General features: G+C 38.0%; 10 protein-coding genes and 1 pseudogene. 3 read left to right on the forward strand and 8 right to left on the reverse strand.

Annotated elements, in window-relative coordinates; translation table 11 throughout:
* Positions 1 to 9: 9 nt before the first annotated feature.
* From Bovatus_RS17620 to Bovatus_RS17630, 3 genes and pseudogenes are all read right to left on the reverse strand, one after another.
* The gene (locus Bovatus_RS17620; RefSeq protein WP_049702262.1) at positions 10 to 3,132 is read right to left on the reverse strand and encodes a SusC/RagA family TonB-linked outer membrane protein; all 3,123 of its coding nucleotides are present in this window, start codon (positions 3,130 to 3,132) and stop codon (positions 10 to 12) included.
* 21 nt (positions 3,133 to 3,153) lie between these two features.
* Entirely contained in the window at positions 3,154 to 4,638 is a 1,485-nt protein-coding gene (locus Bovatus_RS17625) for an IPT/TIG domain-containing protein (RefSeq protein WP_004298154.1), read from the reverse strand.
* Between the two features lie 18 nt (positions 4,639 to 4,656).
* Positions 4,657 to 5,268, reverse strand: a pseudogene (locus Bovatus_RS17630) (DUF1793 domain-containing protein); the annotation flags it as partial.
* 280 nt (positions 5,269 to 5,548) lie between these two features.
* Here Bovatus_RS17630 and Bovatus_RS17635 point away from each other — a divergent pair.
* On the forward strand, positions 5,549 to 6,898 hold the full coding sequence (locus Bovatus_RS17635) for an ATP-binding protein (RefSeq protein ID WP_052587893.1): 1,350 nt from the start codon (positions 5,549 to 5,551) through the stop codon (positions 6,896 to 6,898).
* A 113-nt stretch (positions 6,899 to 7,011) separates the two neighbouring features.
* Here the strand turns inward: Bovatus_RS17635 and Bovatus_RS17640 are convergent, their stop codons facing one another.
* From Bovatus_RS17640 to Bovatus_RS17660, 5 genes are read right to left on the reverse strand one after another with little or no spacing between them, the layout of a single operon-like run.
* Positions 7,012 to 8,031 carry a DUF4973 domain-containing protein gene (locus tag Bovatus_RS17640; RefSeq protein ID WP_004297621.1) on the reverse strand — a complete coding sequence of 340 codons (1,020 nt, stop codon included), beginning with the start codon at positions 8,029 to 8,031 and terminating at the stop codon, positions 7,012 to 7,014.
* A gap of 21 nt (positions 8,032 to 8,052) precedes the next feature.
* Positions 8,053 to 10,104: a RagB/SusD family nutrient uptake outer membrane protein gene (locus Bovatus_RS17645; RefSeq protein ID WP_004297623.1), complete on the reverse strand. Its 2,052-nt coding sequence runs from the start codon at positions 10,102 to 10,104 to the stop codon at positions 8,053 to 8,055.
* Positions 10,105 to 10,118: 14 nt separating this feature from the next.
* Positions 10,119 to 13,244 (reverse strand): SusC/RagA family TonB-linked outer membrane protein, encoded by a 3,126-nt coding sequence (locus Bovatus_RS17650; RefSeq protein ID WP_049701670.1) that lies wholly within the window; start codon positions 13,242 to 13,244, stop codon positions 10,119 to 10,121.
* A gap of 32 nt (positions 13,245 to 13,276) precedes the next feature.
* Positions 13,277 to 14,821, reverse strand: a complete 1,545-nt coding sequence (locus Bovatus_RS17655) for an IPT/TIG domain-containing protein (RefSeq protein ID WP_004297625.1) — start codon at positions 14,819 to 14,821, stop codon at positions 13,277 to 13,279.
* A gap of 17 nt (positions 14,822 to 14,838) precedes the next feature.
* On the reverse strand, positions 14,839 to 17,361 hold the full coding sequence (locus Bovatus_RS17660; protein WP_059365524.1) for a glutaminase family protein: 2,523 nt from the start codon (positions 17,359 to 17,361) through the stop codon (positions 14,839 to 14,841).
* Between the two features lie 535 nt (positions 17,362 to 17,896).
* Here Bovatus_RS17660 and Bovatus_RS17665 point away from each other — a divergent pair.
* Together Bovatus_RS17665 and Bovatus_RS17670 are read left to right on the forward strand one after the other, a co-directional pair.
* Positions 17,897 to 19,180, forward strand: coding sequence for a site-specific integrase (locus Bovatus_RS17665; protein ID WP_008024175.1), 1,284 nt, complete (start codon positions 17,897 to 17,899; stop codon positions 19,178 to 19,180).
* 199 nt (positions 19,181 to 19,379) lie between these two features.
* On the forward strand, positions 19,380 to 19,748 hold the full coding sequence (locus Bovatus_RS17670) for a hypothetical protein (protein WP_170834904.1): 369 nt from the start codon (positions 19,380 to 19,382) through the stop codon (positions 19,746 to 19,748).

Genomic DNA, 19,748 nt, shown 5'->3' on the forward strand with positions numbered 1-19,748 from the left:
TATATTAAATTAGATATTAACAGATAAACCTAGAGAAAAGACTTTGGAAAGTGGATACTCGGTACCTGTAGAACTACCGAGTTCAGGATCCCATTCTTTGAATTTAGCGAATGTCAATAAGTTCGTTCCGATAAAGAATACGCGTATCTTATTAAATTTCAGTTTGTTTACAACTGTTTTAGGTAAAGTATAGCCAACTTCCAGAGTTTTTAATCGCAAATAAGAACCATCACGCAACCAAAATGTAGACTTCCGGAAATTGTTATCATTTCCACCGAAACTTAAACGAGGATACGAAGCATTTGGATTTTCATTAGCAGGAATACCAAACCTGGCAGCAGTTTCTGCATCCACCCAGCGATTTTCCACCAAATTCTCCAATACGTTTCCCCATTGGTTGTCTTTGAAAGCATATACGGTAGAGCCCTCAATAAAGAATGAAGACTTGCCGGCTCCTTGAAAGTGAACATTGAAGTCAAGTCCTCTCCATTGTGCCGAAATACCAAATCCGTAAATCAAGTTCGGTTTGGTAGTGGCTCCAATAGCCGCTTTATCTCCATCATTAATGACCCCGTCACCATTCACATCCTTATACTTGATGTCACCTGGCTGTACTTTACCAAACTGTTGTTTAGGACTATTACGAATATCATCGTAATCTTTGAACAGACCTAACGCAATAAGTCCTTTTGCCTGATTGACACGATATCCTTTTTCTAATTGATAAGGATAGACAGTATTTGTTTCATCTCTCTCCAGAATTTCATTCTTACTATAAGTCATATTACCTCGAATGGTGAGATTTACTTTACCTAACTTTTGTTTGTAAGCAAAATGACCGTCAAATCCTTCAGATAATACACTACCGACATTGGCTTTAGGATTACTTCTTACGATACCTACCATACCTGGAAGAAATTTTCGCTCCATGTAAATGCCATCACGTTGCTCGTGGAAATAATCGACTGTAGCTGTCAATTTATCATTAAATAGAGATAAATCTACTCCAAAATCATGTTTGGTAGCAATTTCCCATGTTACATTTTCGGAAGCCAACATGCTATATGTCATACCATCAAACTTTTTATCGTATCCGTAATCTCCCCAATTCCATCCGGGGAATATCTTTTCTACATCTTTGTCATCCACTTTTTCTGTATACTTACCGGAAATGGTATATAAATAAGGAAAGCGTGTTCCCAACTGATCATTTCCGACTTTTCCGTATGAATAACGTAGTTTAAACATGTTCATCCATTTCAGATGATCCTTGATCAATTTTTCTTCAGCTATATTCCAAGCAACAGAAAATGCAGGAAAAAAACCGAACCGATGTCCGTCAGCAAAGTTCTCCGAACCGTTGTATCCAAAATTGAAATCGACGAAATAACGGTAATTCCAGTTGTAACTGGCTCGTCCGGCTATTCCCATATGACGTTTGGCAATACTGTTTTTTACATCTGTACCAACATCAACAGTTGTTTTATAAGCATCCTGGCTATATTTGAGAGTTGCTCCTACATGGTGTTCTTTAAATCCACGATTATACTGTAAAAAAGCTTCGAGGAACTCTCTGCGATTACCTGATGACTTACTGGTCTGTTCCATCTTCTGTTCTTCCCTTTGTCGATCATACACTATTTCGCCCGCCGAATTACGGAAACGTTGTGCACGCCATGTTTCAGGCATTTTCTTGTGGTTGATTTCATTATCATTATTGATGTCAAATCCAAAACGTCCTTCAAAGCGTAGCCCTTTTGTTATAAAATCCAGTTTTTGTTCCAAAGAAATGTTTGTCTGTACTTTATTATTCCAAAACTCTTTGTATCCAGTTTGCGTAGCAAGCACCCATGGGTTCGAGCGATCATCTTCTTTACCAAATGCCGGTATATAGCCGTTAGAATACATCAATGGAACACTAATCGGATTTTGATTCATCAATGATTTCCATACATTTTCCCCTTGTCCCGGTGCATTTCGTTTCTTTAAAGAACCGGAAACTCCAACTTTCAGGAGAGTACTTTTAGTTATATCAATGTCCGTGTTCAATCGATAATTCCAACGTTGACTACTTGGGTTGCTATTATAATCCTCACGCATAGCGTCGTCTGTTTTATACATTCCTCCTTCGCTGATATAACTAAGTGAAACAAAATAGCGTGCAGTAGCCCCACCACCATTCATGTTCACATTAGCACGATAAGTCATCGCTCCATCTTTCAGCAACACATCCTTCCAATCCACATTCGGATAAAGATCAGGATCAAGTCCTAATCGTAAAAGCTCCAATTCATCATCTTGGTATATAGGTTCTTTATTACGAGTAATGCGTGATTCATTCATCATGCGTGCGTAAGTGTAACCGTCTGCAAATTCGGGTGTAATGGTGCGTGTGTTGTAAGACGTTTCAACTTTTGCGTTTATATTGATTTTACCGGCTTTACCGTGTTTGGAGGTAATCAAGATTACCCCGTTAGCACCACGGGGACCATATATAGCTGTCGTAGAAGCATCTTTCAATACAGTGAAAGACTCAATGTCCTCTATATTCATTTCGTCCAGGCTACGTTCAAATCCATCAACTAATACCAGCGCAGAATTGTTTGCTCCGAAAGTGGAGATACCCCGAATCCAGAATTCAGAAGTATTCACTCCCGGCTGCCCTGATGTCTGCATGGCGAGAATACCTGCTACATTACCTGCCAAAGCATTTGAGAGGTTTGCTGAAGGATTTGATTTCAGGTCGTCTACATTTACAGTCGTTACCGCTCCTGTCACCGTCAGTTTTTTCTGCACGCCTGTTCCGGTGATGACAACTTCATCAATCTCTCTTGCATTGGCTTCTTTCATTGTAATATTCACTATACGTTGCTGCTTTATCAGCACTTCCTGTTTATCAAATCCAATATATGAAAAGAGCAGCCTTGAATATTCTTCAACATTTATTTTGTAACGTCCGTTAATATCTGTGATAGCTCCCAAGCCAGCCTGGTCTTTTACTGTTACATTCACACCAATCAGTGGTTCCTTATTCTCATCTGTTACAATTCCTGTAACTTCTATCTTTTTTTGCGCAAAAACGCTTATAGAAATCAATAATAGACAGAAAGTTATCAATTTCTTAATATTTATGCATTCCATATTATTCGGTTATTATTTAACTTCATCCGATATTCTTTTATCTGATTGGTCTCTAATGAGGTCTTCCGGTATTTTTTCCAAAGCAATTTTACGGATACGATGATTATTTACATCTCCCACATAAAATATATTGTTTACTTCATCGTATGCCAATGCGGCTGGAGAATCAAAACGAGCCTCTTCGCGTAATGCCCCATCTACATAACCATTGGCATGTATATTCATACCAACGCTTCCTCGTCCTGCAAAAGTTGAAGTAATTCCGTCTGGTGTCAGCTTTCGAATACAATGATTATCACGATCAGTAAAGTAAAAATCGTAAATTTCATCTTTTCCGGCTGCCTTATACTCTGGATTCTTGACAAACACTCCTTGGTAGGGTCTGCTTAATCGCGCCTTAGCTCCAATTTTATCATCATAGCCAGCTTGACCTGGTGCTCCGCATACGACATACGGATTGGTAAATGTTTTCTTGTCTTCATCATAGTTTGCACGGAGGATATAGTGACGGTTTATTACCACTATATATGCATACTTTCCGGATGGGTGAATGATATAATTGAATTCCCAATCTATATCTTGAATAGCGTACAGCTTTTCTTGATGTTCCTTATTATTGTTTATTCCCCACTTGTGATAATCATATCTTATCACCATACCTTCTCCGAAGTTATTATAATATAATTCTCCATTTCTGGGATGCACAGCAGAAGCTTGGCATCCATTACCGGTAGTCAATCGTTTCTGATCCAAAAAGTTACCTTGGCGAGTCATGAAGATGTTACTTGCACCATTAACATCTCCTTTTGAGCATGCAATTATCATTGTATCACCATCTAATGTCCAGGTAATACTGCGAAAACGTCCTACTCCATCACTTCCGGCAGCCAATCCAGTCGTTATGTATTCTCTTTCTAAATCTAAAATTCGTATAGGCTTTTTACCTTGATCACCATTGTCTTGGGTTAAATAAAGAAGATTCGGAAATTTTGGATCAAATGAAAACCACGTAGGAGAATCTATCTTTCCACAATCATTAAATGGACCTTCTTTTTTTATTTCTCCATTTCCTAGTTCATCCACATAGCCACATAAAGTAGTGACAAGCATCTGTTGGACATATTTATATTTCTGTGGTATAGTTACAGTTGGGGTTTCGCCGACTGTTAGTTCTATCGTACCTTCATAACACTGGTCTGGAGTAATGCAATATAAACAATTGCCTTCTACACTAATAACCTTAGCTTCTTTTCCACCTACCCTAACTGAAATAATAGAGGGATCAATGCCAAAATTACTACCATAAATAATCATACGTACTTTTGTTCCTCCTGATTTAGGGGTAAAGTCCGTTACCTCTACTGGTTGACTTGGATCATAAGGGGCTGCAGTTGTATCTTTGTCGTCTTTACAACTGCTGAAACAGACTGTAAAGATGAATGCCAACATCATGCATTGTAGTCCTATGTTCCCATGTTTCATAGTTTTACATTTCATAATACACTAGATTTAAAATTATTGATTATTCTGAACTTTATCCATTAACACTTTCATCCAGTATCCTCCGATCACCGAACGCGCTCTGAAGCCTACCCATTTACCGCTGTCGGTATGGTGCCAATCACTGATAGGCACACGTGACACGGTCTCGTTAATGTATTTATAGACAGGATCAGAGAACTTTTCAAAGGTTACTTGATCCGGAGACATAGCTGCCGTCCACATTATCCAGTCGGATTTTGTGTATTCTTTACGAGAGTCCAGAGGAAGCCCGTAAGGATTCTGCTTTGTCAAGTAATAGTTTATTTCTTTTCCGATTACATCGTTAGGAAATAAATTCAGGTTCCATAACTTATCCCAAACCATGTTATATTTTTGACTCCAAGTGTTCTTTCTGTCAAAAGCCAAACGGTAATGATCACCCTCATTCGCCATTTTTTCCCATTTCACTGCCATTTTCTTAGCTATAACAGCATATTTTTCAGCTACATCATTCAACCCGAGCATCCGAGCCATTTCACTGTATCCGGCCACTCCCATGATCGCTTTCACGGAAAGATTGGCATTATGAGCCCAATGTCCGGCGAAGTCATCCGTGCAAAGTTGGTTTTCCGGGTCCTGTCCAAACTAACAAACCTAATTGTATCTATTTGATAATCTGAATATTATAAATTAGCGTATTGTTACTGTGTTGTGCTTTACATCTTTTTCAAGTAAAATTAAAGTGATTTTTCTCTCAATAAAGTCACTTATTTTCATTACTTTATTATTCTATTTTCTTTCGGATGAACTCTAAAAATGGCGAAAACATCAATAATTAAGTATTGCAAAATTGGCTGTTCTTAATTTATTTCATATTTTTGCAACGACGGTTGACTCAACAGCCGTTGAGAAAAACTTATTGATTATGAAGTTTTATAATAGAGAGAAAGAAATTGCAGAATTGAAGCGTGTACAAGAGCTTGCATTTGGTCAAAATTCCAGAATGATTGTGGTAACAGGCCGTAGGCGTATTGGAAAAACCAGTCTTATAAAACAAGCTCTGAAAGGAACACCTACTGTATATTTTTTCATTGGAAGAAAAGCAGAGAGTATATTAGTCGCAGATTTTATAAAAATAGTACGCGAGACATTATCTATTTTTATTCCGGATGGCATATCCAACTTTACTACTTTGATACAATATCTTTTCGAAATAGGAAAAACACGTTCTTTTAATATTGTTATTGATGAATTTCAGGAGTTTTATAATATCAGACCCGATGTTTTTAGTGATATGCAAAATCTTTGGGATGAATATCGGCAAGAAACTAAAATAAATCTTGTAATTAGCGGCTCTGTATATTCATTGATGCAAAAGATATTCACAGATCATGGAGAACCATTATTCGGACGTGCTGACAATATTTTATGTCTTCGACCCTTCAATACAAAAGTGCTAAAACAAATTATGGAGGATTTTGCGCCCGGATATAGTAATGATGACCTATTAGCTTTGTATACACTGACCGGAGGAATCCCTAAATATGTAGAGCTGTTCTGTGACAATCAAGCCCTTTCTGTTGACCGGATATATGACTTTGTTTTTTCAGAGAATTCCCTGTTTATAGATGAAGGGCGTAATTTGTTGATTACTGAATTTGGGAAAAATTATGGTATTTACTTTTCTATCCTATTAGAAATAGCAAATGGGCATTATACACAAGGAGAAATAGAATCGGCATTAGGTGGTATATCTATCGGGGGCCATTTAAGTAAATTAGAAAATGTGTATAATTTGATAACACGTGAGCGGCCTATTTTTGCGAAACCCGGTACTAAGAAGAATGTACGATATATTATTGGCGATAACTTTCTAAATTTCTGGTTTAAATACATTGAACGGAACCGTTCTTATATTGAGCTACAGAACTTTGAAGACCTTCGTCAACTAGCAAAGGCTGATTATCAGACTTATTCAGGTAGAGTATTGGAGAAATATTTTAAACAGAAATTAGCAGAGGAAGGAGGGTTTAAAGAAATTGGTTCCTGGTGGGAAACTAAAAGTTCTGCAAACAAGGAACGATTAAACTCTTTTGAAATTGATATTGTCGCTCTCAAATCAAGTGGTAAGAAAGCTCTTATAGCAGAGGTTAAACGGATGCCAGAGAATAATTATGTCCATTCAACTTTCATGGAGAAAGTGGAGCATTTAAAACACAAAGAAATGGCGAAATATGATATTGAAACACGAGTCTTAGGCCTAGAGGATATGTAATTTTATTCAAATAGAGTGATGGACGGTGCTCTTAAAGAATTCCCCCAGCTACTATGTTGTAACTGGGGGAATAATTAGTGTTTATGGAGCTCTTCTATTGCAGTTCGTCTGCATCACCATTCAATCTGCTGATCCTCATCCGGAATCTGTGTATTGATGTTCCGTTGCAGCGTCATACTACCTTCTACTTTATATTTAATAGGAATTACATCTACACCGTTCCCACCGTAACTAAAATCTTCAAAGTCATATTCAAACATGATTTGAACATAACGCCGTTCCAAATAAGGACGTGTGGCATCCATAACTGACGTTTTGCTATAAGTTGGTGTTCCTATCAACTCAAACTTCATTTTATTTGTCGGATCACCTTGCTCCATGTGCAGTGTTCCATCCTCATTAAAATGCACGTTTATTTTGTATTTTTCACGCACTTCTTTATCCAAATCCTCACTGATTAAACCTGCATAAAAGAAAACGGTATTATCATTTATCACATATCCAGTCCGCTTATTCGCGGTTCTTGCATTCGTATCCGGCTTACCGTTTATGTATGTGTATACTTTCATAGCCGAAGAAGTATATGAACCAGAATAATTATTGAATGGGATTACACGCAACAATGCTTTCGCATAATTTTTGCGCGGATGACTTTTATAATTATAAGAAGGGTCATCAACAATAGTTAAAGGCAATACCCATTTCTCCAACATATCGATGCCTTGCAAATTAAAATCAATATTCAATTGTTCCACAGAGGAACCGGCCGAAATATGTACCGTCTTAGGAAAATCATATTTATCTTCCTCCAATGCTGTATACCACAATCCCGGACGATGAATGCTGAAACGCTCTATATTCAACGTTTCCAACGTATCTTTATCCACTGCTATATGTACTTCCCTATCCAGTGTATTCGTCGTAGACCCGCTAACAACGATCGGTAACCGATAAGTCACTTTTCCATCTTCCTTATATCTGACGTAAATATCAGTAACTCCTTCGCCCCCTGCAGGAATAGGCGATTTGAAAGATATATATTGTTCATACTGTTCGTCTTCCCATTCATTATTACAGGCAGCACTCAATGTGACAGTAGCCAATATCATTAAATAAGCATATATATTTTTCATATCATATTCTGTTGTTTTGAACTAATCATTATATGTCCATCCTGGATTTTGTGTCAACCTTTTGTTCCGCTTCAATTCTTCATGACTAATCGGCCAAAAATACAATTTACGAGAAAATGCAGTCGGTAGATCTGTAATCTCTATCGGAGTATAGAACTGTTCTTTTTGGTCCTTAGAATCCGACATATAGAAATTGCAACCATAATTCTTTTTCGACTCTTCCACTTCTGCATCTTTCCATCTACGCAAATCGAAATAACGCTGTCCTTCTGCCATCAATTCTATTTGACGTTCTTTTTTCATTTTTTTACGGAATTCATCCTGGCTCTTGTATACAGTCTCAAGATCATAGTCTGGTACACCCGCACGACGACGAATCGGGCGGATTCCTTTTTTCATTTCATCAATGTCACGCTTAATAGAATAAGTAGTAGAACTATCCCATGAAGGGACATCATAGTTGGCTCCTTCTTCAAGTTCATTTAACGCTTCAGCATAAATCAACAGGATTTCAGCAAAACGAATAGCAGGTTCTGCTTTCGGTTTAATCTCCTTACGATTAGTATCATCCGGATGCACATACTTCATGATGCCAATACCGGAACGCAAATAGACACCTGTCCCCGAGAAACCATCTGTGTTGATACCATAATAATAATTAACTTGTTTCTCAACATCTTTTTTATAATCTACCGTTTCTGCATTTTTTAACAAGGACCACACACAACCATTAAACGAAACGGAAGCATAGAAACGCGGTTCACGATTAGCATATTCCTTATATACTCCCTCTTTCAAATGAGGGTAGGTTTCAGCTTCGGCTTCCTCTTTGGTCACAAAACGCTTATCCGCAGGATATGTTTCTTTAAACAGTTCTCTATTGAATTCCTCTCCATTATCCATATAATAAGCATCACACATTTTCATTGTCATGCCATAAGCATTGCTCCCACCACCAAATACTTTGGGCATTTGGAGCCTCACCATTGCAACGAGACTGTTATCTCCCTGATTACGTCCACGACTGAAAATCAGTTCCGGATTTTGGTACATGGCCAATGAACCATTGAAAACTTCACGATAGGATGCGTAAGGATCTATATCATTATAACCACCTTGATCCCATGTCTTCTCCGAAAAATCACCGTCTTGACAAGGAGCGACAGTGGCAGGATATCCCGGCTCCGATGTAGTGACTGCTTTTTTATGGTATAGTTCGTAACGATGTCCACTGTTACTTCCAGGAAGCTCCATTACATCTTTTGCAGCAGCTGCAGCTCTAGCCCATTTATATTCATTATATTCCTGTGAGATCAGGCATCTTCCATCATAATCTACCAAATCCGAAAACTTATCTGTATCTTCCGGACGAGGATTATTAATCGGACTCGCCGCATAAAGTAATGCTCTGGCACGTGCGGCTAATGCTGCACCTCTCGTTGGACGTGAAATTTGGTTCACCGCTCTGGTCAAAGGCAGATCTTGAGCTGCCAAACGCATTTCGGTCTCTATATATTCTACACATTCATCATACGAGTTGCGTTGAACAGCCAAATCGTCATAACTACTTGTGTAATCAAGTCCCTCGTCAGGCAACAAAGGTACAGGTCCATACCTGCGTAACAACAACCAATAATAGTATGCACGTACGAAACGAGCCTGGGCTTTCAAATCGGCTCTTTCTTCTTCCGTAAACTTTGTATTCATGTCAATATTTTCGATGAAGATGGATGCCTGACGAATACCTTTATAACTAGCCCCCCATGATTGATACCAATTTTCATCATAAGTTCCGGTTTTGAATTTCTTATAATCACCGAGACTATTGCCGCCGAAATAAATATCATCGGCAAAATTCCAGAGAATATTATCTCTGGTAGAGACTTCCATATTATTGCCTCCTAAGAAAGAATAAGCATGTACCAGCCATTCTTCCGTATATGTTTTATCAGTAAACACATCTTCCAACGACCTCCGGTCAGTGAAATATTTGTCCGAATCCAGACTATCTGTACAAGAAACGGCAATCACGCTTAATAAAACACCAATATATAGTTTATATATCTTTTTCATTTCACATACATTTATTAGATGTTAACAGTCAATCCCAAAGTAAAGACTTTAGCCAGTGGATATTGTTCTCCATTCGAACTACCCATTTCCGGATCCCATTCTTTGAACTTGGCAAATGTCAATAAATTGGTTCCGATGAAAAATATGCGGATTTTATTGAATCTCATCTTATTTACAATTGATTTAGGTAAAGTATAGCCAACTTCTAATGTCTTCAGACGTAAGTAAGAACCATCACGCAACCAGAATGTGGATTTTTTATAGTTGTTTTCATTCCCTCCGTAAGTAAGCCTCGGATAAGAAGCATTCGGATTTTCGTTGACAGGAATGCCTAGAATCTTTGCCGTTTCCGGATCTACCCAGCGATCTTTTACAAGATTAGTAAAAACATTACCCCATTGGCTGTCACTAAAGGCATGCACACTGGTACCGTTGATAAAGAAAGAAGATTTACCCGAACCTTGGAAATGAACATTAAAATCAAATCCGTTCCATTGTGCTGAAACACCAAAACCATAAATCAGATTTGGTTTAGTAGTTGCGCCGATAGCTACCATATCAGCATCATTTACAATACCGTCTCCATTGACATCTTTGTACTTAATATCACCCGGTTGTACTTTATTCCAAGCTTGTTTCGGACTGTTACGGATATCATCATAATCTTTGAACAAGCCGAGCGCAATCAAACCTTTTGCCTGGTTCACTCGATAACCGGCTTCTGTCTGATAAGGATAAACAGCATTTTCTTCATCCTTTTCTAATATCTCGTTCTTGCTATAAGTCATATTTCCTCGGACGGTTAAGTTTACTTTGCCTATTTTTTGTTTATAAGCAAAATTTCCATCAAAGCCTTGTGATAAAACACTTCCCACATTAGCTTTCGGATTGCTTCTTACACCGACTATACTGGGGAGGTATTTTCTCTCCATATAAATGCCGTCACGCTGTTCGTGAAAATAATCAACAGAAGCAGTAAACTTATCATTAAATAAAGACATATCTACACCCGCATCATGTTTGGTTGCAATCTCCCAAGTAACACTTTCCGAAGCCAACTGGGTATACAACATGCCGTTGTATTTATTGTCTTCAGAGTCATAGTCACTCCAGGTCCATCCCGGATAATATTTCACCACATCTTTACCATCTACCTTTTCCGTATATTCATTAGCAAGAGTGTATAAATAAGGGAAACGCTCACCTAGTTTATCATTACCCACTTTTCCGTAAGAATAACGCAGCTTAAACATATTCATCCATTTCAGATGCTTCTTGATGTATTTCTCTTCAGCAACATTCCAAGCTACGGAAAAGGCAGGGAAGAAGCCGAATCGATGCCCGTCTGCAAAGTTTTCCGAACCGTTATAGCCGAAATTGAAATCTGCAAAATAGCGGTAATTCCAGTTATAACTGAAACGTCCTGCCACACCCATATGACGCTTGGCAATACCATTCTTTACATCAGTACCGATATCCACTGTAGTCCGGTATGCATCTTGACTATATTTCAACGTTCCGCCTAAATGATGTGCTTTGAATGCACGATTGTATTGCAGAATAGCCTCAAAAAACTCACGGCGATCACCAGTTGACGAGCTTGTTTGTTCCATCGGTTTCTCGATACTTTGCTGTTTTAATATAATATCTCCGTTGTCATCGCGCTCACGTTGGGCACGCCATGTCTCCGGCATTCTCTTACGAGTAATCGAGCTCTGGTTGTCAGTGTCAAAACCGAATCGACCTTCAAAACGCAGTCCCTTAGTAACAAAATCTAATTTCTGTTCCAATGAGATGTTCGTTTGTATCTTGTTATTCCAAATCTCCTTATAACCGGTCTGTGTGGCAAGCGTCCAAGGATTCTTCCGATTCTCACCCTCACCGAATGCAGGTATGGAACCATCAGAATACATAATAGGAATACTAATCGGATTTTGTCCTAACAAAGAATACCATACATTATCACCTTGTCCCGGAGCATTCCGTTTTTTCAATGAACCGGACACACCGACTTTCACAAGTGTTGTTTTCGTAACATCAATATCCGTATTCAAACGATAATTCCAACGTTGACTACTGGGATTAGTATTATAATCTTTACGCATCGCTTCATCTGTCTTATACATCCCTTCCTCATTAATATAGCTAAGAGATACAAAATATCGTGCGGTACTACCTCCACCATTCATATTTAAGTTAGCACGGTAAGTCATGGCTCCGTCTTTCAACAATGTATCCATCCAATCTACATTCGGATAGAGATCCGGATCAAGACCTAATCGTAAAATTTCCATTTCATCATCGCGATAGATCCGTTCCTGGTTGCGAGTAATACGTGCTTCATTCATCAACATCGCATAACTATAACCATCTGCAAATTCAGGTGTGATAGTGCGTGTATTATAAGAGCTTTCCACCTTTGCATTGATATTAATTTTACCTTCTTTACCCCGTTTTGTAGTAATAAGTATTACTCCGTTAGCACCACGGGGACCATAGATAGCCGTAGTGGAAGCATCCTTCAATACCGTGAACGTCTCAATATCCTCAATATTAATATCATTCAAATCACGTTCAAATCCATCCACTAACACTAGTGCAGCACTATTGGCACCAAAAGTAGAAATACCACGAATCCAGAATTCGGAAGTGTTTACACCTGGCTGACCGGAAGTTTGCATGGCAAGTACACCTGCCACATTACCAGCCAAAGCATTCGACAGATTTGCTGAAGGATTAGATTTCAAGTCATCTACATTCACAGTAGTTACAGCACCAGTCACTATCAATTTTTTCTGCGCCCCAGTTCCCGTTATAACAACTTCATCAAGCTCGCTGGCTTCTGATTCTTTCATAGTGACATTGATCACACGCTGCCTCTTCACCAACACTTCTTGCCTGTCAAATCCGATATATGAAAACACCAGTCTAGAGAACTCTTCAATATTAATTTTATAACGTCCGTTAATATCTGTAATAGCCCCTAAACCAGCCTGATCTTTTACGGTCACATTAACACCGATTAACGGTTCATTGTTCATATCTGTCACTACTCCCGTAACCTCTATTTTCTTTTCCTGAGCAGAAAGGGACATAAAGATCCATAATAGACAAATAGTGATAAAACTTTTTCTTCTCATGTGTTTGTTTTTTATTCGATTATTTGTTCTCGTTATTCTGGAAAAATCTCATCCATTTGGTTTTCACCAGTCTGTTCATCATCTGATCCTCCTTCTCCTTGTTCATCCGCTTCTTGCTCTTTTGCAATCTTTCGAATCTTAAAGTTTCCCGTATCTCCTACATAAAAAGTTTTTGTCTCTTCATCATAAGCCAAAGCAACCGGTTCATTAAAACGAGCTCTTTCACGTATTTCGCCATTTTGCTTTCCCCATTTATAGGCACTGGTTGAAGCGGAACCACGTCCTGCAAAAGTAGAGACAACTCCATCTGGAGTCAGTTTACGAATACAATGATTTTGGGTATCTGTAAAATAGAAATCATAATGATCCTCTTTTCCCGCATCTTCATATTCTTTATTATATACGAATACGCCTTGTCCCGGTTTATTCAGACGGGCATTAATACCCACTAAATCTTTATAGTCAGCTTGTCCGGATTGTCCGCATACAATGTATGGAGTAACCAGTTTTCCTGTCTCTTTATCATAATTAGAACGAAGTATATAATGCGATTCATGCATGATAATGTAGACATATTTGCCTGTAGGATGAGGCACAAAACTAAAATCAACACCACTATTCGGAACGCTGAACGCCAGAATTTCAGATAATCCGTCTCCACCGGGAACTGGTGGATTAGCATTCCAATTTTCTTCATTACTTATATTGTATCTGTATACGAGCCCTGTGGCACGATGATTAAAATAAATATCACCGGTTTCCGGAAGAATCATCGAACCGTTACAAGCATTACCGCGTGTCAGTATCGTCCAACTAGCATCTTTAAAGTCCTGACCGTCCGCACTACTACCACGCTTTAATATAATATTACTCCTATTGGAACTGCCACCACCCTGTGGACATGCTATTACCATATTACCTTCATCAGTCCATGTTATGGAAGTCATACGAACTATATTATTAACTTTCTTTGTATAGATCATCTCTTTTTCTAAGTCCAGAACTCGTAAAGGTCTATTCTTTTCCTTATCAGTACCCGTTTGAGACAAATAAAGGATATGATGATGTTGAGGATCAAAAGAGAACCAATAAGGATATTCTATCTTTCCACAATCATTGAACGGACGTGGTTCGGTCTCAATATTTCCCTGACCTAATTCATTTACCTCCCCACACAAATCCGTTACTACTGTCTGAGGCTCATATTGGTATTTTTCTGATACTACGACTGCTTGTTCTCCAATTTTCACTTCAACAGTTCCTTCGAAACATCGTTCAGGAGTTTGACAGTATATACTATTCCCCTTAGAACTAATGACTAGTGCTTCTTTTCCTCCTACTTTTACAGATATAATGGAGCGATCTGTCCCAAAATTACTACCATAGATAATCATCTTCTTTTTTCCACCTCCCGACTTAGGTGTGAAATCCGTCACCTCTATCGGCTGATTCGGATCATAAGGTGCTACTGTTGCGTCTTTGTCGTCTTTACAACTGCCCAAACAGATTATAAAGAGCACAAATAGCATCCTCCATAGAAGTTCCATGCTTCCATGTCTCATTGTTCTACCATTCATAATAAATTAGATTTAAATTATTGATTATTCTGAACTTTATCCATTAATACTTTCATCCAGTATCCTCCGATCACCGAACGGGCTCTAAAACCGACCCACCTACCACTGTCAGTATGATGCCAGTCACTGATAGGTACACGAGATACTGTTTCATTGATATATTTATAGACAGGATCAGAGAATTTTTCAAAGGTTACTTGATCCGGAGACATAGCTGCCGTCCACATGATCCAGTCGGATTTGGTGTATTCTTTGCGGGAGTCCAATGGTAGTCCGTAAGGATTCTGTTTTGTTAAATAATAGCTAATTTCTTTTCCGATTACATTGTTAGGGAATAAATTCAAATCCCACAACTTATCCCAAACCATATTATATTTTTGGCTCCAAGTGTTTTTACGGTCAAAAGCCAAACGGTAATGATCGCCTTCATTGGCCATTTCTTCCCATTTTGTTGCCATTTGTTTGGCTGTCGCTGCATATTTATCTGCCACATCATTCAAACCGAGCATACGAGCCATTTCGCTGTATCCGGCTACACCCATAATTGCTTTCACTGAAAGATTGGCATTATGAGCCCAATGTCCGGCGAAGTCATCCGTGCAAAGTTGGTTTTCCGGGTCCTGTCCATACTCTACTAAATAATTAGTCCATGTCGTCAAAATGTCCCAATATTTCTTAGCATAATCGGCATTACCTTCAATTTTTGAAATAGCTGCAGTTAGAATCACCATATTACCACTTTCTTCAATCGGCATGTCACCACCATAAACTTGTCCATTAGCTATTGGATAAGTGCCAAGGTCATGTGCTGCAAAAGGTTTATTCCAACGCCCACTTGCACTATATTCGAAAATGCTAGTCATCATGGCTTTTTCCAAATCTGGATTATAAACGAGGAACAAAGGGGCGGACGGATAGGTCAGATCGACTGTATTGATACAACCATTACTGTTATTCTCTTTAGAGAACCACATCAGGTTACCTTCTTTGTCTGTGAAAAGTTTATGGGCGGAAATCACTTGACGATATGAAGCAGAACATATTTCTGCATATTTTTTACCACCTGCTTTTTCTGCATCGCTATAAATAAGTTCATCAAGTGCACGACAACGCTCCATAATGGATTGATAGTTATCTCTTAGTTTTTCGAAAGCATCAAAAATCGTTACTTTACCATCATGTTTCCAATATCCCATACGTTTCTCATACATATATTCAATGGAATAAATGTCATCATAACCGATCATCAAGAAACCATCTTTACCATCTTTGGTAACAGTTCCAAAATTATGTACATAAGCCATTGCAGGAGTATTTTCTTCCCGACGAGTAATCCATTTGGTTTTACTTGAAGCTAAAGTTCCATTTTTAACAAAAGCTTCCTTCATTCCGCTATAGTCACCCAAACTTATAGATTTTCCTGCTCCATTTACACTACCAAGATATACATATCCCCAGTCAGCACAAATCAAATCACCTTTACGATCACATATCGGCTGGTTGATGGTGCCAGCTTCTACATAACTAATACCATTTTTCGATAATGTACGTGCAATAGTAGGCTGAGTAGTCTCATTCACTGCTAATACCGGAGTCGTTTCTATATAGAATTGTACATCATGCTCTTTTTTATCAAGAGGACGCACACGATAGGAGATGTAGTTAATCGGAGTTGACAACAAATCCAAGTCATCTATCAATTGAGGCGCTGTAAATACAACATCTAATTCGACAGGTCCGCAGGTGAATGTATAGTAACTGGAAGTGGCTAGTACATCTACCGATTTCTGTACAGCCTCATTTTCAAATGTTACTGCATTTTTCTTTTCACGATATAAACCAAAATCCACATAAGATCCTCCAGTTGTGTTATGACAATGCGCTGCAATCACATTTTTGCCATTACGAAGTTTTTTCTTGGCTTCATCTGAAAGTTTTAGGTTTACATTATTCTTCCATACGAGATCTGTAGCAACCAGTTTTTCTCCATTTAAATATAATTCGAATACATCGTCATGAGAATAAATAAGAAAAATATTCTCTGTTAAATCCAAATCATTTATTTCAAATGTACGTCGGATATAAATATCTGTATTATCTCCTTTCCACTCTGTGCGAACACGTGGCATATCACGGCTACCGAAAGCTGCTTTACCTTTTTTCCAACTACTATCATCAAACTGGAATTCTTGCCATCCATTTGCAGGTTGACTATTAGTATATGCAGCCTCCCAACGTTCCACATTTGTCATGGGAGCAATAGGTATTAGAGCTACTTGATCTTTACCTAGGAAACGATACACTTTACCATCTACGCGTAAAGCCCCTACTAATGGCTTCTTAGCTGTAGTCCAGTGTTCTGTACTTCCTTCCATTAATTTATCATAAGGAGACCAGATAGAGAAGTGAGGATCTGAAACAACGATAGGTACCGACGGAGTACGTAGCGCTACCTCTTTTACTGGTTTAAATAAGTTGCCGGTTTGAGCATTTGCGAATAAACCGACCGAAAAGGCCATTACTGTTAGTAGTTTCTTCATAAATATTTTCTAATTAATCTACAATTTTAAGGTTACCCATCTACAATCTTGTTTACCTATAAAGAAAAACAAACCCTACGTTTTCTTTTATTTCTCTTTTTACCTTCTTACTATTACCTTTTAAATGCAATCTTACCTTTCTTATCGCTATACCTAAATAATATATTAAAATCAGTACTGTCGAATATTTATAAATGCTAGAGGAAAAGTTTATATAGAATTGTGTGTTTCAGGTAGGACCCAGGAATCATACAAATCCATTTGTTTTTCCATAGCATTTTATTTGTAACGCTACAAAATAATGGAATTAATGCTAAAGATTAGGAAAATCTGTGTTCAAGAAAGGACAAAATCTATTCTTTTTTCATGTTTCGAATGTTTTTAAAGTGTAACATTAGTCTCCTACAGTGTGATTTGAGTAGTTTTTTTCCTTTTTGAGCAATATTTATCCACTTTTTTTAAGATAGTACAATGTTTTTGGAGGTTCTAGCTTTTAACGATGAGATATTGCTCATTTCGGATAGCTTTTGTAACTTTGCAATACGAAAGCAATACAGATTTTACTATCGCAAAATATACTCCATATATTAAACCTAGGTACGTCACTCGAGAAGGGACTACTGTCCTTTATGTTCGATATAACTACAATCGAACTAAGCGTACGCTCATCTCTACCGGATACAGTATTAAACCGGAACACTGGGATTCTAAAAAGAGATGGATTAAGCGCGCTTGTCCAAACTATGATGAGATTGATGCCTGCCTGATTAGAATAACGTCTAAGCTTGGAGAAATCCTTACATATGCTAAGATTAACGGAATAAGTCCAACCGTAGATTTTGTTTTACTTGAATTAAAAAAGAATAGAGAATATGAGTTACGTCCTAATCGGGTAGATATATTTGACGCATTAGAAAGATATATTACAGAAAAGGCTCCTGTTGTTTCTGCAGACCAAATAAAAGACTACCGAACACTTCGCAAACATCTGATTGCTTTCAAAGAACATTCATCGCAACCAATTACTTTTCATAACCTGAATCTTATATTTTATAATGAATTCATGGACTATTTATTTTATAAGGTTATAAAGCCCGATGGGAGTGTTGGCTTACTCACTAATTCTGCAGGAAAAATTGTACGTTTGTTAAAAGGGTTTGTTAATTATCAAATAGATAAAGGAGTTATTCCTCCAATTGACTTGAAGCATTTTAAGGTCGTAGAAGAAGAAACTGATGCTATTTATTTAAGTGAAAAGGAACTTTCAACAATACACGAGTTAGACTTGTCAGATGATAAGCAATTGGAAGAGATTAGAGATGTTTTTATTACTGGGTGTTTTACAGGACTACGATATAGTGATCTCTCAACATTAAGTCCCGAACATATTGACTTAGATAATGAGATTATAAATCTCAAACAGAGAAAAGTGCATAAAGCTGTCATAATCCCTATGATCGATTATGTACCGGAAATACTCAAGAAGTACAACTATGATTTACCTAAAATTCCTAGATATATATTCAACGAAAGGGTTAAAGAATTAGGGCGAAGGGCAAAACTAAAACAGAAGATCGAAGTTGTTCGCAAGAAAGGGAAAGAACGGGAAAAGAGAGTCTATGAAAAATGGGAGATGATCTCTTCTCATACTTGCCGACGATCGTTTTGCACAAATATGTATTTATCCGGCTTTCCTGCCGGAGAACTTATGCGCATATCCGGGCATAAGAGTCCATCTGCATTCATGAGATATATAAAGGTGGATAATCTACAGGCTGCAAAAAGACTAAAAGAACTTCGAGCTAAACTTGCCAGGTAAAGATTGAAAGATTTTATCTTAGTTATTTCAAATTATGTTCCATTTTTCATGTATGCAGAAGAATTAAGATTCTATTGAATTGCTAAATAGAAAAAAGAAAGTCACATTTACATTATATATAGTAACCATTCTATTTTCCGCCTTGACATAAGTTGTTAGCCGCCATATCTTTGCGCCGTAACCTTTAACAAGAATGATTATGGCAAAAGAAAAAGTAAACTATCAGGAGGTATATGACCTCTACCAGTTATGCAGCGAGACCAAAGATCTTCGAGAGTTCTGTGCTGATTATGGTGTAAATTACGACAAGTTCATGAACTGGCAGCGTCACCAGTTGTGGAGTGAGAAGTTAGGCAAGACAGTCCAGGTTGAGCAGCCCAAGGTTGCCAAAGTCCAGATAACCGGGAAACCATGCAATAGTCCAACTGTGAAGTTGGACGTGAAACATCCTGAAGGTGAACCACCAATAAAATGGATCAAGTTACAGCTGGCGTCTGGCGCAACACTGTTCCTGAGAAACACCACCGTTCTTGATTTGAGCCTGTTGCTTAATAAAATGATAGGATGA

This window comes from Bacteroides ovatus, from assembly GCF_001314995.1.
In the GTDB taxonomy this organism is placed as follows: Bacteria; Bacteroidota; Bacteroidia; order Bacteroidales; family Bacteroidaceae; genus Bacteroides; species Bacteroides ovatus.

What these genes read in the sequence shown, in the direction of transcription:
- Bovatus_RS17625 (WP_004298154.1), bottom strand. Translation starts at nt 4,638, where the DNA reads ATGAAATGTAAAACTATGAAACATGGGAACATAGGACTACAATGCATG.
- Bovatus_RS17635 (WP_052587893.1), top strand. Translation starts at nt 5,549, where the DNA reads ATGAAGTTTTATAATAGAGAGAAAGAAATTGCAGAATTGAAGCGTGTA.
- Bovatus_RS17640 (WP_004297621.1), bottom strand. Translation starts at nt 8,031, where the DNA reads ATGAAAAATATATATGCTTATTTAATGATATTGGCTACTGTCACATTG.
- Bovatus_RS17645 (WP_004297623.1), bottom strand. Translation starts at nt 10,104, where the DNA reads ATGAAAAAGATATATAAACTATATATTGGTGTTTTATTAAGCGTGATT.
- Bovatus_RS17650 (WP_049701670.1), bottom strand. Translation starts at nt 13,244, where the DNA reads ATGAGAAGAAAAAGTTTTATCACTATTTGTCTATTATGGATCTTTATG.
- Bovatus_RS17655 (WP_004297625.1), bottom strand. Translation starts at nt 14,821, where the DNA reads ATGAATGGTAGAACAATGAGACATGGAAGCATGGAACTTCTATGGAGG.
- Bovatus_RS17660 (WP_059365524.1), bottom strand. Translation starts at nt 17,361, where the DNA reads ATGAAGAAACTACTAACAGTAATGGCCTTTTCGGTCGGTTTATTCGCA.
- Bovatus_RS17670 (WP_170834904.1), top strand. Translation starts at nt 19,380, where the DNA reads ATGGCAAAAGAAAAAGTAAACTATCAGGAGGTATATGACCTCTACCAG.